This is a genomic window from Arthrobacter sp. zg-Y40 (assembly GCF_020731535.1).
Lineage (GTDB): Bacteria > Actinomycetota > Actinomycetes > Actinomycetales > Micrococcaceae > Arthrobacter_B.
The window spans coordinates 200,785-217,000 of sequence record NZ_JAJFZS010000011.1; the positions used below are offsets into that span (position 1 = coordinate 200,785).

At 65.4% G+C, this 16,216-nt stretch carries 14 protein-coding genes; 6 read left to right on the plus strand and 8 right to left on the minus strand.

Annotated features, from left to right (window positions below):
- From LJ754_RS12340 to LJ754_RS12375, 8 genes are all read right to left on the minus strand, one after another.
- A complete protein-coding gene (locus tag LJ754_RS12340; RefSeq protein WP_227926824.1) occupies positions 1-948 on the minus strand; it encodes a hypothetical protein in 948 nt (315 codons plus the stop codon).
- Positions 949-957: 9 nt separating this feature from the next.
- Complete coding sequence (locus LJ754_RS12345; protein ID WP_227926825.1) at positions 958-1,509, minus strand: TerD family protein; 552 nt, start codon at positions 1,507-1,509, stop codon at positions 958-960.
- Positions 1,510-2,028: a hypothetical protein gene (locus LJ754_RS12350; protein WP_227913382.1), complete on the minus strand. Its 519-nt coding sequence runs from the start codon at positions 2,026-2,028 to the stop codon at positions 1,510-1,512.
- 38 nt (positions 2,029-2,066) lie between these two features.
- Positions 2,067-3,257: a toxic anion resistance protein gene (locus LJ754_RS12355; protein WP_227913381.1), complete on the minus strand. Its 1,191-nt coding sequence runs from the start codon at positions 3,255-3,257 to the stop codon at positions 2,067-2,069.
- A gap of 98 nt (positions 3,258-3,355) precedes the next feature.
- Positions 3,356-3,937: a TerD family protein gene (locus tag LJ754_RS12360; RefSeq protein ID WP_227913380.1), complete on the minus strand. Its 582-nt coding sequence runs from the start codon at positions 3,935-3,937 to the stop codon at positions 3,356-3,358.
- Between the two features lie 30 nt (positions 3,938-3,967).
- Positions 3,968-4,549: a TerD family protein gene (locus LJ754_RS12365; RefSeq protein ID WP_227913379.1), complete on the minus strand. Its 582-nt coding sequence runs from the start codon at positions 4,547-4,549 to the stop codon at positions 3,968-3,970.
- Positions 4,550-4,573: 24 nt separating this feature from the next.
- The gene (locus LJ754_RS12370) at positions 4,574-5,164 is read right to left on the minus strand and encodes a TerD family protein (RefSeq protein WP_227913378.1); all 591 of its coding nucleotides are present in this window, start codon (positions 5,162-5,164) and stop codon (positions 4,574-4,576) included.
- Positions 5,165-5,176: 12 nt separating this feature from the next.
- Positions 5,177-6,286, minus strand: a complete 1,110-nt coding sequence (locus LJ754_RS12375) for a DUF475 domain-containing protein (RefSeq protein ID WP_227913377.1) — start codon at positions 6,284-6,286, stop codon at positions 5,177-5,179.
- 307 nt (positions 6,287-6,593) lie between these two features.
- Between LJ754_RS12375 and LJ754_RS12380 the strand changes: the two genes are divergently transcribed.
- From LJ754_RS12380 to LJ754_RS12405, 6 genes are all read left to right on the plus strand, one after another.
- On the plus strand, positions 6,594-6,995 hold the full coding sequence (locus LJ754_RS12380; RefSeq protein WP_227926826.1) for a variant leucine-rich repeat-containing protein: 402 nt from the start codon (positions 6,594-6,596) through the stop codon (positions 6,993-6,995).
- A gap of 763 nt (positions 6,996-7,758) precedes the next feature.
- Positions 7,759-8,916, plus strand: coding sequence for a type I restriction enzyme HsdR N-terminal domain-containing protein (locus LJ754_RS16960; protein WP_227926827.1), 1,158 nt, complete (start codon positions 7,759-7,761; stop codon positions 8,914-8,916).
- 153 nt (positions 8,917-9,069) lie between these two features.
- On the plus strand, positions 9,070-11,430 hold the full coding sequence (locus LJ754_RS12390) for a hypothetical protein (protein WP_227926828.1): 2,361 nt from the start codon (positions 9,070-9,072) through the stop codon (positions 11,428-11,430).
- A gap of 181 nt (positions 11,431-11,611) precedes the next feature.
- Positions 11,612-14,038, plus strand: a complete 2,427-nt coding sequence (locus tag LJ754_RS12395; protein WP_227926829.1) for a DUF7937 domain-containing protein — start codon at positions 11,612-11,614, stop codon at positions 14,036-14,038.
- 81 nt (positions 14,039-14,119) lie between these two features.
- Positions 14,120-15,232 (plus strand): GDSL-type esterase/lipase family protein, encoded by a 1,113-nt coding sequence (locus tag LJ754_RS12400; RefSeq protein ID WP_227926830.1) that lies wholly within the window; start codon positions 14,120-14,122, stop codon positions 15,230-15,232.
- Between the two features lie 159 nt (positions 15,233-15,391).
- Positions 15,392-16,189: an enoyl-CoA hydratase/isomerase family protein gene (locus tag LJ754_RS12405; protein ID WP_227926831.1), complete on the plus strand. Its 798-nt coding sequence runs from the start codon at positions 15,392-15,394 to the stop codon at positions 16,187-16,189.
- Positions 16,190-16,216: the final 27 nt, after the last annotated feature.

A 16,216-nucleotide genomic window follows, 5' to 3' on the forward strand; every position in this document is an offset into this window, starting at 1 on the left:
TCAATTCCCCCGGAACGGGAAACGTGCGGTCATGCTGAATCCGAAGGCCTCCCAGATGGATTTCAGTTCCATGCCGTAGGGCATCACCTCGGCGCGCAGCTCCAGCACGTTGCCGATCCGCAGGACCGAGAGCACGTAGAAGCTGCGTTCTCCGGCCGCTTCCGGGATGGTGACTGATTCCCCGTTGAACAGGCCCACGTTCATGGGCTGTTTGGGCTTGGGGAAGAACAGTGCCCGGCGCAGCATTCCGGAATGGCGCAGCGCGATCAGGGCCAGGTCATCTTCGTAACTGACCAGCCGGCGGTTGCCCGGGGTGTCCACGGCCACGCCTTCGAGGGCGTCGGCGGGGATTCCGGGACCGGGTGCGGGCTGGCTGCCGGTGCTGAAGTCCCGGCCTTCCCAGACGGCGCGGATGGTCCCGGCGACGGCAAGGCTGCCCACTGCCGATTCCATCGGAGTCAGGCGCAGGACCGGGTTGCCGGTGTCCAGGGTGCGCAGCTCCTTGATGCCCGGGGCGGGGAACAGCCGGGTGTGCAGCGGGGCGGGGGCGGAGGGTGAGGCCGCGGGCGCGGCTGGGGACGACGGCGCGGACGACGACGGCGCCCCGGAACCGCGGGACTCGGAACTGCGGGAGCCGGCGTCGTTGGCGGTGGCCCGGTTGCTGTGCGCCTCGGCGTTGGGGGAGAGCCCCAGGGACAGCGAAGTGCTGACCGTGGGCGGTGCCGTCTGCTGCCGGGGCGGGGACAGCGAGAGGGAACCCGGGGCCGGAGCTGCGGGAGCCGACGTCGTGCGGGGCGGGCTTGCCGGCGTCCCGGACGGGACCGGAGCCGACGGCGAAACCGGCGCCGAGGCGGCCGGTGCAGCAGCAACCGAGGTTGCCGCGGCACGCGGCTTGACCCGGCGGCTCAGGTAGGGGAGGTCGGTGCGCACGGCACGCGAACGGTTCACGGCCATTGCCTAGAGGTCGAATCCGAAGTCGGCGGCGAGCCCGCGGAGCCCGGTGGTGTATCCCTGGCCCAGGGCCCGGAACTTCCAGTCGCTGCGGTGCCGGTACAGCTCGCCGAACATCATGGCGGTGATGCTGTCCCGGTTGGCGGCGGGCAGGTCGAAGCGGACCAGTTCCCCGCCGTCGGCCCGGGCCACCCGGATGTAGGCGCTGCGCACCGCGGCGAAGGTGCCCGGGCCGCGCAGTTCGGGGTCCGCGTAGACGGCAAACACAATCTTGGTAACGGACTCGGGCACCCGGGAAAGGTCGACGTCGATCTGTTCCTCGTCCTCGTCGCCGGCGAACTGCACCGAAGCCTCGGGGCTCGCGATCTGGTTGAAGAACACCAGATGGTCATCGGAGAGGACCCGGCCGTCGGGGCCGCAGAGCAGGGTCAGCGGCACCAGCTCGGACTGCGGTCCGCGGCTGGGAATCACGTTCCAGCCCAGGCCCACCAGCACCGAGGTCAGGCCCGGGTTTTCCGCGGTCAGGGCGGCGTTGGCGCCGGCCACCAGGGTACCCATTTACTGCTCCCCAAAGGTCAGGGAGGAGGGGGAGAACTTGTCATCCAGGAACCGGCCGTGCGTGGACAGCTCGGCGATGGCACCGGTGCGGACCTGGTTCTCCAAATCCCGGGCGATGCCCTCGAGGATGGTCAGTTGTTCAACGAGCAATGCGGTGGCCTCGGAATCGTCGGTCCGCTCCCGGTCATTCAGGGCCACGTAGGCCCGCAGGGGAGTCGGAAGGTAGTTGGTGATGATGGCGTTGAGCAGCACCCGCTGCTCGGTGGACGCGCCGTTGCTGCCCACGTACTCCAGCAGCGGGGCCAGGATGTCATCGATCTGCCGGACCATGGAAGAGACCATCGGCGGCAGGGCAGCTCCGGCGCGGCGGACGGCGGTGCGCAGGTTCACCAGTGACCGTACGGTCTCCCGGTGTTCGGCGTCGGGGCCCGACGGCGGCTGGTCGCCTTGCTGCGCCAGCTCCGCCACCGGTTCCGGCGTGTTGCCGAAAAGGGACCCGAAGAACCTGCCTATCGCCACGGCCGTACCTCATGCATGGAAGCTGCCCTGCCCGGCATTTAGCGGGACTCGCTCTGGCGGGAGCGCTCCAGGTACGGCTTCGCCTGGGTGATGGTGCTCTCCAGGGACTTCACCGTGCCCTCCATGTTGCGGGCAGCCTCGGAACGGAAGTTGTCGATGGCGTCCATGGTCTGGAACACGTTGTCGAAGGCCCGCTGCAGGGTCTCCACGCTCACGCCGGAGCTGGAGGCCTGCTGGTGGATGCGCGCCGTCTGGTCCTTGAGCATTTCGCTGGTGCTCAGGATCATGTTGTTCGTGGTGGCGTTCACGGCGTCGATCTGGTCCAGGACCATCTTCTGGTTCGCCAGTGCCTGGGCCACGATCACGGCGGTGCGCAGTGCCGAAATGGTGGTGGTGCGGGCCCGTTCCACGCCCTTGATCAGTTCCACGTTGTTCTTGCGGATCAGGTCCATGGCCAGGTAGCCCTGCACGGAGACGGCCAGCTGGGTCAGGATGTCCTGGCGGCGCTGCCGGATGGGGAAGAGCACGTCCGCTTCCAGGGCGTTGGCCTGTTCAATCTGCCCGGAGTTCTTGAGCTTGTCCACCTTCTCCACGCAGGCGGCGTCCAGGGACTCGGCCAGCACGGAGTATTCGCTCAGGGTCTGCATGGTCTTCCACAGCTCCACCTTTTCCCCGGCGAGGGAGGCGTTGTCCTTGAGCAGCTCGTCCTGGCCGGCCATCAGCGACTTGATGATTTTGTCCAGCTGGACCTGCGCGGACTCGTACTTCTGGAAGTACTTGGCCAGCTTGTTGCCGCCCGGGATGATGCCCAGGATCTTGCGGCCGGTGCCCAGGTTCGCCTGGTTCGGGGTCAGGTCCTCCACGGTGCTGCGCAGGTCGCCCAGAGTGGTGGCGACCTTCTTCTGGGCGTCGTTGCCGGAGCGCTTGGCGCCGGCCACCGAGGTGGAGGAGCGGTCCAGCAGGCGGCTGGAGTAGCCGGCGGACGTGGTCATTTCCTGTCCGGCCAGCTTGTTGATGGAATCCACCTGGGCGGTGAACTCCGGGCTGCGGGCGTCCAGCTTGGATACTTCCTCCATGAAGGAACGCGCCTGGGCGGCAATTTCCTTGCGGCGTTCTTCCGGAACCGGGACCATTCCGGGAGCGTCATTCGGCGCTACCGGGGCGGGCGGTTCGGGTGCCTGAAGCACCAGGGCTTCGGAGGCGTCCGGGGGAGTCAGCGGTGAAGTCATGGTCCAGCCTTTTCGTAAGGTGAGCTGCGGTATGGGTGCGGGGAGTGTTCCGGCCCGCGGAAGCACTCCCCGCAGGGGTGTAGCTGAGAAGCTAGAGCCTAGCTGAGCTGGACTCCAAAATCGGTAACAATTCCGGCCAGTCCCGAAGCGTAGCCCTGGCCCACGGCCTTGAACTTCCATTCGCCGTTGTTGCGGTACACCTCGGCGAAGATCATGGAGGTTTCCGGTGCGGCGTCCTCGCTGAGGTCGAACCGGACAATCTCGGAGTCGTTGTCCTGGTTGATCACCCGGCAGTATGCACCGCGGACCTGGCCGAAGTTCTGGTGGCGCACGTCGGCCTGGTCAATGGAGACCACAATGACCACGCGCTCGACGTCGGCGGCCATGGAGGTAAGGTCCAGCAGGATCTGCTCGTCGTCGCCTTCACCGGCGCCGGAGCGGTTGTCGCCCAGGTGGGTGACGGAGCCGTCCTTGGCTGCGGGCTGGTTGTAGAAGATGAAGTCGTCGGAGGACCGCACCTTGCCGTTGGCGCCGATCATCAGGGCCGAGGCGTCGAGGTCGAAGGGTTCGCCCGTGGTGGTGCGGGGATCCCAGCCCAGGCCGACAACGGCCTTCTGCAGCCCGGGGTCGGTCTTGGTGAGGGAAAGGTTGTTGCCCTTCGCGAGGGTCAGACCTGCCATGGTATTCAGCTCCTAGTACGGGGGATGGGTTTAGTCGAGGGCGATGCCGAAGTCGGTGGCGACTCCGTACAGTCCGGAGGCGTAGCCCTGGCCGATGGCGCGGAACTTCCACTCTCCGCGGTTGCGGTAGATCTCCGCGAAGATCATGCAGGTTTCCGCTGCTGCGTCTTCGCTGAGGTCGTAGCGGACCACTTCCGCGTCCGTGTCCTGGTTGACCACCCGGCAGTACGCGTCGCGCACCTGGCCGAAGTTCTGGTGGCGGGCTTCGGCCTGGTCGATGGAAACCACAATGACCACGCGGTCGACGTCGTCGGTCAGGATGCTGAGGTCAATCAGGATCTGCTCGTCGTCGCCGTCGCCCAGGCCGGTGCGGTTGTCGCCCTGGTGGACCACCGAGCCGTCCTTGGCGGACAGCTGGTTGTAGAAGATGAAGTCGTCCTGGGAGCGCACCTTGCCGTTGGCGCCCAGCAGCAGTGCCGACGCGTCCAGGTCAAAGGGATCCCCGCTGGTGGTGCGCGGGTCCCAGCCCAGGCCGATCAGGGCCCGTTCCAGCCCCGGATCGGCCTTCGTGAGGGAAAGGTTGCTTCCTTTGGACAATGTCAGGCTGGACAAGGTGCTCTCCTTTGAGACGTGTGGTTAGAGCGAGCGGGCGGCGGTGGGGATCAGGTCCATGACCGTGCGGCCCTGGGCCCGTTCGCCGAGAGCGGTGAAGCTCCAGCCCGAACCGTCGCGGGACACCTTCGCCATGACCATGGCCGTGTGGGTGCCCGAGTCGGTCAGCTGGTAGCGGGCAATTTCGGGGCTGCCCGGCGTCGAGTCGTCGATCAGGCGGCAGAAGGCGTTCTCCACCTGGTCGAAGGTCTGCCGGCTGTAGCTGGAGATCACGAAGACAATCTGCTGCACGGCGGGGGAGACGGCCTGCAGGTTCACCAAGATGACCTCGTCGTCGCCCTCGCCGGCACCGGTGAGGTTGTCACCGGTGTGCTTGGCGGAGCCGTCCTTGCTGGCCAGCTGGCCGTACCAGACCTGGTCAACGGCGTTGCCGTTGGCATCGAAGAAAATGGCTGAGGCATCCAGGTCCACTTCGGCGGCCTTCTTGGTGCCGAAGATTCCACGCTTGACCGGGGCTGCGGAATCCCAGCCCAGTCCCAGACGCGTCTTGCTCAGTGCGCCGCCGTCCTTCTTCGTCAGTGACAGCGACTGACCTTTCTGCAGGCTCAGGCCCATGATTCTCCTTTGTTATTTGGTGTACGCGGGTTCATTGGCGGCGTTGGCCGCTGCCACGCGCTTGTTGCGGACAATCGAGGAGGTCAGGGCGGCGAGGATGAAGACCACGCCGATCAGACCGGTGATGACCTCGTTGATTTCGAGCTCGATGGTGAGCAGCAGGATGGCGGCCAAGGCACCGATGGCCCAGTGTGCGCCGTGGTCCAGGTACACGAACTCGTCCAGGGTGCCCTGGCGGACCAGGAAGACGGTCAGGGACCGGACGAACAGGGCGCCGATGAGGCCGAGGCCGAGGGCAATGATGATCGGGTCCGAGGTGATCGCGAAGGCGCCGATGACGCCGTCGAAGGAGAAGGACGCGTCAATGACTTCCAGGTAGAGGAAGAGCATGAAGGCGGCCTTGCCGGTGGCCTTGACCAGACCGTTGGGGCCCTTCTTCGGCTCGTGCGCCTCGGCGTCGTCGGCGTCGTAATCCTCATCGCCGTCGACGTCGAACATGTCGCCCAGCCCCGTGACCAGCAGGTAGGTGATCAGGCCGGCTACACCGGCAATGAAGATGTCGGTGGTGTGCTTGTCATCGGCCAGCAGGGCTGCGGCCAGCAGGGCGGCGAGGCCAACCACGAGGGAAGCGCCGTTGATCTTGCCGATCTTGCCCAGCGGGGCCTCAAGCCAGCGCAGCCAGCGGATGTCGCGTTCCTCGAACATGAAGTCCAGGAAGATCATCAGCAGGAACAGGCCGCCGAAGGCAGCGATCTGCGGGTGTGCCTCGTGCAGGATGTACCCGTAGGTGCCTTCCTGCTCCGGGTCGCCCTTTTCCAGGGCCAGTTGCAGCGCATCGATGGGGTTCATGCTGGCACTGATGCCCACAATCAGCAGCGGGAAGATGATGCGCATGCCAACGACGGCGATCAGGATGCCGACGGTGAGGAACATCTTCTGCCAGAAGGGGCTCATTTTTTCGAGGATGCGCGCGTTGACCACGGCATTGTCGAAGCTGAGGCTGATTTCGAGAACACCCAGGATGGCGCAAAGGACAAGTGCCTCTACCCCGCCGTAGAAGAACGCGATGACCAGCGCGACGGCCGTAATGGCGAACGACCAACCGAAAGTCTTGAGAAACACTCTGCTTGCAGCTCCTTCAGTTCCTGCACGCAGCCGGTGGCCGGGGTAGGCAAAAACTAGGTAGAGGATGGCTTTGTTCCAAACGGAATTAGGGGTTCAGTATGTCGCACCGGAAAGGGCGCGGGCAACTACCACCGGTAGCGGCGGCGGGGACGCCGGAGCGGGGCGGTGCCGCGGCGCGCGGCGCGGCGTCTGAGGGCCGGGGTCCTGGGGTGCTTGCTGAGGCGCTTGATTGGGCAGGGGCGGCCGCCGTCTGGAAGGATAAAGGAAAGCCTACTTACCAAGGCGCCGTTTGAAGGAGGACTGCATGCAGGACCACACTCAGGACCACACTCAGGACCAGGATCATGTTCAGCCGCAGGACCAGGCGCTGCCCCAGGACCAGGCGCTGCCCCAGGACCAGGCGTTGCCCCAGGACCAGGGGAGCCGGATCGCCAGCCCCGTGATGAACATTCCGGCGGCCGACATTGTTGGCGGCGGCGCCTCTGCTGCCCCGGCTTCGCAGGTGGATCCGGCCGAGGTGGCCATCCTTGCCGAAGCGGAGGATCCGGGCACAAGCCATCTGCGGCTCCAGGAACTGGCGACCGATCATCCCCTGGCCCGGCCTGCCGTTGCCGCGAACCCCGCGGCAGGCCCGGAACTGCTTGAATGGCTGGCCGCACTGGACGACGCCGGCGTAAACGAGGCCCTCGCGCGGCGCGGAGCCTAGCTGCAGGCCGATTGTGCTTTGCACGGCCTCGAGCCGAGGCGGGTGCAACTCACTGCATCACTGCAACTAACTGCAACTAACTGCATAACTAAGGGACATCCCGCTGCACCAGGACCTGGGCGGCGGGATGTCCTGTATCCCGGGGTCGGGTCGGTCGGCAGGTCGGCGGGAGGGGCCGGGGTCGGTCGGCGAGGGGGAGTGCGGGGCGCTGCTTCTTAGGTGAGCAGGTTTTCCCACGCTCTGTTATTGGTGAGGCTGGTGGTTTCCCTCGAATCACTCCAGTAACAGAGCGTGGGAACCCGTGTGTGCTGGGTGTATTCGCCGCCTCTGCTGCCCACCTGTGTACAGATAACGGGCTTATCGCCGGCCTATAACCCCGTTATCTGTACACAAGACCGTCCCTTCGCGTGTCGAGGCTCCCTGAGACGCTTTCCCACCAAAACAGTGAGCAGCAGATGCCCCAAGACTCGCGTCTAAGCGGCACTCACTGCACTCTGATCAGCGGGACGGCTGCTTGATAGGGACACCTGCGAAAAAACCGAGAATTTGTGCCTTTCCGTTCGCCGGTCTCCTGCATGGGGATCTTGTGATTGTTGGGGAGTTCCATTCCAGGGAACGGACCGGTCAGGTGTCCTGAGTGTTCCGGTGTTCAGCCTCGGGGACGGGAGGGCTAGGTTTGGGGGAACCGGACGATAGTCTTTGCAGGAAAGAGCCAAAAAGAAAGCCCGCGGTCGACGCGCGCCGTTTTATAGGGGGATATCTGGTGGATGCCAAATTCGAAGCACGGTTGGCGGTACTGGCTGCATGGGCACAGGAAGCAGCATCCACGGGGCATGCAGTCCCTTCCGAGGATGACCTGAAGACCATTAGCCTGCTCAAGGATGCCACCACGGACCAGGTTGACAGGCAGGCGGTGGAGCCGTGGCTGGCGACTATTCAGTGGCTGCTCAAACAAGCGGCGTTTGGTGTTGCTGCGCCGCATCTGCAACTGCCAATCGAACTTGCACGTCCTCTCGGTTTCGCTGCAGAAGCAGCGGCTGGCCAGCAGAAACCGATCGTTGCCGAATCTCCTGCCACCGCCAGTGGCGTGGCGGCCGATTCGCTTGCTCCCGTGCCGGTCTCTGGTCAGCCGGCAGCCGTGGAGGTCAGCTTGGTGGATGTTGCCCCTGCGGAGCCCGGTGACGAAAAGGGGGCTGTGACGGTAGTCGCCAAGATCAAGCCCGCGGGTACCACCAACCGGATGACCAAGTGGGAATCTGATGCAAGGGAACAAGTCACTGCCGCGGTGAAGAAATTCGCTAAACCGCTGCGGGACCTTCTCGAGCGGGATGCTAATGAAGGCGACACGCGGCTGGTCGTCACCGACCTCCTCTGTGAAGGCTTGGGGTACGACAAGTTCCGTGACCTCACCACCGAGTACATGGTGAAACAGGATTTCGCGGACTACGGGGTCCGCATCGACAAACAACTGGTGGGCTTCATTGAGGTGAAGCGCATCAGTCAAAAGCTGAACGAGCGGCATCTCCGTCAGGTCCAGATGTACGCGGTAAATGAGGGCGTTGAATGGATGATCCTGACCAACGGCCAGGTCTGGCGTGCTTACCACCTGACGGGCGGACTGCCCGTTGTTGTGGACATGGCCTTTGAAGTGGACTTGCTGGGGCCGGAAAGCATCGAGGCGAAAGCTGAAAAGCTCTTCTACCTGCACCGCGAGGCACTCAAGCGGCGCCGCATTGATGACCTCTGGCGGCACAGTGCTGCAACTGCTCCTGAGGCCCTGCTGGAGATTCTCCTTTCAGACACTGTTCTTGATGCCATCCGTAAAGAGGTCAAGCGCAACACCGGAATATCCACGACCGTGCAGGACCTTGCCACCGTCTTGCGGACCGAAGTTGTGGACCGAAAACTCATCGCGAAGTAGTTGGGATTGGGCCGGCGGTCCGTTGGATAGCCGCCGGCCGGTTGGGCGCCGCTGTAACCGATGAACAGCGTGCTAGGGTCTTCTGCGATACGTATCTGTTGGCTCGGGGGGACCATCACTTACTCCTTCCGGGCGTAACTACCTGGGGGAGAATTGAAAAACTGCACGAGCTGCGGCGCTGCACTACAGCCGCACTGGAAATTCTGTACCAACTGCCAGGCGCCTCAGCCGGCGCAGCATGACAGTGGAACCGCAGCTCCTGCCGACCCGGATGCTTCGCGCACAGCCGGTTCCGGGGACCAAAATGAGCAGCCGACGCAGCGCTTCGAGCAGCCGACCCCCTGGCCTACGGATTCCCAGCCGACGCAGCGCTTCGAGCAGCCCCCGGCCCAAGCGGGTGCGTCCACCCCGACAACCTCGGTATTTGATCCGCCCGTTGTCGCCCCCACCGGCGCCTACGCAACGGCCGGAAGCTTCGCCCAGCACGCCCCGGGCCAGGGTGCTGGCGCTTCCGCCAATCCCGGCGGATACGGCCCGGGCAACGGCAATAACTTCAACGGCCCCGGCAACGGCGCGAACAACAACGGCAACGCCCCCGCCGGACCCGGTGTGCCGCCGTCGGGCTCCGAAAAACCGAAAAAAACCAACCGCAAGGTAATCATCCTGGTTGTGGTCCTGGCGATCCTGCTTGCCCTGGGCATCGGAGCGTACTTCTTTGTGCAGAACATCGTCCGCGGCGGCGCCGGCTCCCCGGAGGCTGCAGCAGACAAGCTGTTGGAATCTATCGAATCCAAGGACGTGGTGTCCCTGGTCGGGCTGGTTCCCCCGAACGAGCGTGAGCCGCTTCAGCGGCTGCAGGAACACGTCGAAGAGAAGATGGACGAATTCGGGATCCAAGACGCCATGGACAAGGTTGGCCGCGGCGAGGAAGAAAACGAGGACGAACTGACGTTCGACGGCGTCGACATCACCTTCACGGACGTTGCGCCGGAAATCACCGAGATTGACGAGAACACGGCCCTGATCAAGTACACCGAGGGTGAAGTCCGGGTGCAGATGGACCCGGACGCCACCAACGGACAGCTGCGGTCCCTGCTGGACGCATCCGGTGACGCGGGCGAGGAAAAGATTGACGAGACCACAAAGCTGTCTGAGCTGGGACCGGACGGATCGGCCCTCACGCTGGTCGCCACCAAGCGTGACGGCAGCTGGTACATCAGCCCCACGTACAGCGTGGTGGAAATGGTCAACCAGAGCGAAGACTTCGGCCACGGCTCCGTGCCGGATTCCGCAGGCGGCAGCAACAGTCCCGCCGAGGCGGCGCAGGCCATGGTGGAGTCGCTGCCCGAGGTGATGGACAAGGGGAGCGTGGAGCCGCTGGCCGGAACACTGTCCGTCCACGAAGGCGGCCTCCTGTACCTTTACGGCGAAATGTTCGACTCGGTCTTGGAGGGTGTGGCCGGGGAAGAGCTGAACGTGAGCGACGTGCGCTTCTCCGAAGGTGAAACGGACGGAGACCGTGCCAGCGCCGTCGTCGAGAACATCACGCTGGAAAGCGGATACGGCGACGAGATCACAGTGACCAAGGACTGCATCGAGGGTGAAACAGATTCGGACAGCTTCTGCCTGAACGGTTCCGGCTACTCCTCGAACGCGTCGCCGGAGATGTTCGGCGGGGTCAAGGAGTTCTCCCTGACCACGGTCAAAGAGGACGGCAAATGGCGGGTCAGCATGGAGGACACCGTTGTTGACTGGATGATCCGGTGGTCGGATTCGCTCACCCGGGAGCAGGCCCTGGCCTTGATGCAACTCGCCAGCAGCGAGGATCCCAGCGGAGATATCGTGCTTGATGAAGCCACTGAAGTGGAGTTCAACTCGGCTGGTTACGCGGTGCTCTCCCTGAGCCTGGATGAGGACATGGAACTGACGGCCGATGACGAATACGAGTTCGGCACCATCACCGTGTACTCCGAGGACGGCAAGGAAGAGATCGGCACCCTGGGCTACGGCGACGAGATTCCGGCAGGCGACTACAAGCTAGTGGTCTTCGCCGGCTATGAATGGGACGGCGAGTTTGCCGAAAACGGCAGCGACACCAACTATTCCAAGGAACTCACGCTGACCGAGGACGCCGGCTATTCGTCGTCGACGTCGCCGAAGTCGCCTTCGACGACGCCGTCACCCTCCGCCTCGCCCTCGACGGCGCCTGACGCCCCGGAGGACTCTGCCTACGGCTTGCTGATGCCAGGGGAAACCATGAGCCACGACATGGCCGCCAGCGACGGCGAGTCAGAGGCCGTGGTGACTGTGATGGGTTCCTCCACGTCACCGATTGTCATCGGCGTGACCCTGGACGGCCAGGAACACAAGCTGGACATTGCGCAGGGAGGACGCGGTGAGCTCCCCATCCCGTATCCCAATGACGGCAAGGGCCACACCATGACCGTCCGGATGATCGACGGCGGTGACGGCTCCATGATGCTCAGCTACAACATCAGCATCGAACGCAAGTAACGTGCACCGGCACCGGGACGGCATGCCCGTCCCGGTGCGGGTGCACCAGTCTTCAAGATTTCCCGGCGACTGCCGGCGCACACGACGTAGAAACCCAAGGGAAGGCACCATGAAATTCTGTCCAGAATGCGGTAAACCACAAGAACCGGGAGGCCGGTTCTGCCCGGAGTGCGGGCACGCCATGGGCGCCGACACTTCGCCGGAAACCAGCTCCGCCCCGGCGCAGCCCGTTTCGGGTCCTTCCGGAGAAACTCCTGCGGCCGGTCCTGCCGGCGAAGCCGGAACGGCCGGACCGGAGTCCGCCGGCGCGGGGACCCCTGCAGCCGCCGCCGAGGTACGTGTGCCGCAGTTTGCCCCCGCCGGTGCCCCCGCCGCAGGCCACCCCCAGGGCATCGCGCAGCCGGGTCAGGGTTACGGTCAGCCGGGTCAGCCGCAGGGTTACGGCCAGCAGCCGCCGCAGGGTTACGCGCAGCCCGGTCAGCCGCAGGGTTACGGCCTGCCGGGTCAGCGGCAGGGTTACGGCCAGCAGCCGCCGCAGGGTTATCGCCTGCCGGGGCAGCCGCAGGCATACGCGCAACCCGGTCAGCAAGGTTATGGCCAGCAGCCGCCGCAGAGTTACGGCCAGCCGGGCCTGCCGCGGGGTTACGGCCAGCCCCAGCCGCAGCCGCAGGGCTATGGCCAGCCGCCGCAGGGCTACCCGTACCCGCAGCAGGGTTACCCGCAGCCGCCCGTGCAGCAGGCGCCCAAGCGTCCGTCCGCCTTTGCCGGCGTCCCGGTCAGCGACTATGTCCGGGACGGCATTGCGTTCCTGGCCCTGTTCTTCTCGCTGTTTATGACCTGGTGCTGGGGACTTGACACCTACGAAGAGAACGAGGCCAAGGCCTGGGGCCGGGTCGACGTCCTGCTGATCACCATCCTCAGCATGCTCTCCCTTGGCGTCAGCTACCTCTGGCGTGCCGGAATGCTGGGACAGAAAGTTGGTTACCGGGCCATTCAGGACATCAGGCTCCTGGCCAATGTCCCGTACGTGGTGCTGGTGCTCGTGTACCTGGTCCTGAGCATGCTGGCCAAGGACACTTACTCCGACTTCTACGGGCTGGGCGCAGCGGTGGCCTTCGGCCTGGCCGGAGCGCTGCTTGCCGCACAACCGCGGCGCGCGGAAATTGCCGATGGAGATGCCGACGGCGCCCGGAACCGGCGTTGGCTGTTCATCGCGTTTGGCGTGGTGGGTCTCGCCGCAGTTGTCGTAGTTGTTGACCTTGTCCAAGCAGCGATCCAGATTGTGCCGGAGGACATCGATGTGGACCACATGGGGGTCAGCCTGGTCCTGGCCATCCTGGGTTCGGGCCTTGCCGTATTCATCCTGGCCTTCATCACACTGCGGGTCCGGCGTGGGGAAGACCCCTGGCGTTTCCTGGGTGTCGTCCTGGGCGTGGGCACCGCGTTCCTGGCCCTTATTTCGCTAACCCGCGCCGATGCCTTCAACATCTCAGTCACCCCGAGCTGGATCGGCTTCCCTCAGATGTTCTGGATGGCGTTCGGCGTTGTGATGTCAGCACCGTCTGTTGCCCGTCTCACGGAACGTACTGTCCCGGCCCCCGGCGACCGCAAGGCTGCACTCAAGCCGTTCCTGTTCCTGGCGTTGCTCCTGTCCAGCGCCGTCGTGGTCTTTTCGCTGGTGGGCCTGACCGTGGCCTTGGCGAACGAGTACGACGTTATTGCCCCCTGGGTAGTTACGCTGATTCTGGGCCTCGTTGCGGCCGTCGGCACCGTGCTGGCGCCGCGGCTGCTTTACCGCGACGGGCGGTCCACGTTCGTGATGGGCAGTGCCTACGCCGTCGGGCTGTTCGTTATTGCCCTGATCCTGATGATTGTCTGGGCGGTCGCGGGATCCGACGGCTCACCGTTCAGTGAGGGTATTCCCAGCTCGCCAGTCGAGTCCATGGTCCTGGTGCTTGGCTGGATCCTGGCCTTCGGTGTGCTTGCCGTGCTGTGGCTGAACCGTGCGGTCCGCGCACACTTCACCTCGCTGCCTGCTGCCGGCAGCCGTACCGGGTTCAACTTTGCAGGAGCTCCGGGCCAGCAGGCGCCGTCGCACACTCCGGGCATTCCGACGCCGGCAGCTCTCTACGGTGCGCAGCAGGTTCCGTTCCAGCAGCCGGCACAGCCCGGGCAGTTTGCCGGTCCGCAGGGTCAGCAGCCGCCGCAGTTCGGCGGACAACCGGGCCAGCAGTTCCCCGGGCAGCAGTCCGCTCAGGGAACCCAGCAGGCACCTGCGCAGCCGCAGCACCAGCAGGCACCTCAGGAGCAGGCCCCGGTCCAGGAGCAGGCAGCACACGTGGCGCCGGCCGAGCCTCAGCAGCCCGCCGACGAGGAAGCGACCGAAGAAACCGTCCGCCGCGTCCCCGCTGCCGATCCCGATGCCGCACTCCTGGCAGAAGCAGCGGATCCGGCAACGCCTTTGGCCCGGCTGCAGGAGCTGGCCACCCATCCGCGGGCGCGGGTAGCGGTGGCGGCGAACCCGTCCACGTACCCGGATCTGCTCAGCTGGCTTGGCCAGCTGGGCGATCCGGCCGTGAATGAGGCATTGAACCGCCGCCAGCAGTAGGTACCGCACCACGGCAGCCGGCGTCGTCGCACCAGCGACGGCGCCGGCTGCCTTTTCATCCGACACCACCCGAGAGGCGTTATGAGGACACCGAAACTGCCGTTCTCCGGGCGGTACCGCAGGAACATGAGGGTACGGCGCAGGACGGCGGCCGCCGCGGGCATGGCCGTGTTCCTGGTTGCCTGTTCGGGCACCACACCGGAGCACCGGCCCGCCCCATCCGCGCCAAGGCCAGCCGGCTCCAGCTCTGCAGCGCCAATCCCGGCCCCGTCCTCGACGCCGGCCCCGTCCTCGACGCCGGCCCCGTCCTCCACAACGGCCCTCCCGGTGCCCTCCGGCTGGCTGGCCGGCAGAAGCGGCGACGCCGGCCGCCTGGTGCTGCTGGGCGACTCCTTCGCTGCGGGTGAAGGCGCCGGAGATTATCGGCCGGCTGTTCCGGGCTACCGCGATTCCTGCCACCGCAGCCTGCACCCGGTGGGAACGGACCTGTTTGCACCGCAGAACATAGCCAATATCGCCTGTTCCCGTGCCACCACCGGCCACCTTGAAGCGCTGCAGCAACTCGTGACCGGCGATTCCGGCCGGGACGCCGAATCTGTGCCCGCCCAGCTCGAACAGCTCCAAGCCGCAGACCCCACGCTTGTACTGCTTTCAGTAGGCGGCAATGACCTGGACTTCGCCGGCCTCCTGCAGGCGTGCCTGCTCGAGGCACAGTCCTGCAGCGAGAACCCGCAGCTGCGGGAGGACGCGGCAGAGCAGCTCGCCGGCCTGCAGCCGGCCCTGGCCGAGGCCTATGCCCGCACGGCGGCCGCCGTCACCGTACCGGTGCTGGTGCTCCCGTATCCGCAGCTGTTCGATGCTCCGCAGGACGGCTGCGGACGCTTGGACCCCGGCGAACAGGCCTTCGCCCGCCAGCTGATCACCGACCTGAACGCGACCATCCGCTCCGCCGTGGTTGCTTCCCCTGCCGCCAACATCTTCTACGTGGACGCGGTGGAGGGCGCCCTGACCGGCCACGGCGCCTGTAGCCGGGACCCGTATGTCCATACCGCCAACGTTTCCGGCCTGCTGGAGGCAGCCGGCTCACGGGCCGCGGACCAGGAGCTGCTGCACCCCACCCGGGACGGTTACCGGGCAATGACCCGTGAGCTGATCCGCTGGGCGGATCAGAACCCGGCACCGGGAACCCAGTGAGCCGTGTCATATCGGACGGGCATGCTGGGTAATACTGGACCGGGACAGCCTGCAAGGACGCGGGCGGGAACGAAAGGACGTGCCGCCGTGACAAACCGCCCGCCAGGCGCTGCAGCGCTGGACGGATTTTCGACGCTGGGAACGAAAGGACGTGCCGCCGTGACAAACCGCCCGCCAGGCGCTGCAGCGCTGGACGGATTTTCGACGCTGCTGGTCACCGAGGGAGATGACCGGATCCATGTCCGGCTGAACCGGCCCGAGGTCCGCAATGCCATCGACCAGCTCATGGTGGATGAACTCCACGCAGTATGCGCCGAGCTTGAACGCCGGCCGCGGACGCTGATCCTCTCCGGCACCGAGGTGTCGGGGAAGGGAGTCTTTGCCTCCGGAGCCGACATTGCCCAGCTGCGCGAACGGCGCCGCGACGACGCGCTGGCAGGCATCAACTCCGGGATCTTCGCCCGCCTTGCCGCGTTGCCGCTGCCCGTGATTGCCGCGCTGGACGGGTACACACTGGGCGGAGGCGCTGAACTGGCCTATGCTGCCGATTTCCGGCTGGGCACTCCGCGGCTGAAGATCGGCCAGCCCGAAGCAGGCTTGGGCATTATGGCCGCCGCCGGTGCCACCTGGCGGTTGAAGGAACTGGTGGGGGAACCGTTGGCCAAGGAAATGCTGCTGGCCGGCCGGATCCTGGACGCTAATGAAGCACTCGCAGCACGGCTGGTTACCGCACTGCACGAACCGGCCCAGCTGCTGCCGGCCGCCCACGCGCTCGCAAACCGGATCGGTGCCGCCGATCCGCTGGCCCTCCGCCTGACCAAAAGTGCGTTTTCCGCTCCGCGGGAGGCCCACCCGCTGATCGACAACCTGGCCCAGGGCATCTTGTTTGAATCCGCCGCCAAGTTTGAACGCATGCAGGCGTTCCTGGACCGCAAGGAGACCGGCCGTGACCGATGAAAACGAGAACACCGCCGTCGTTCCGGA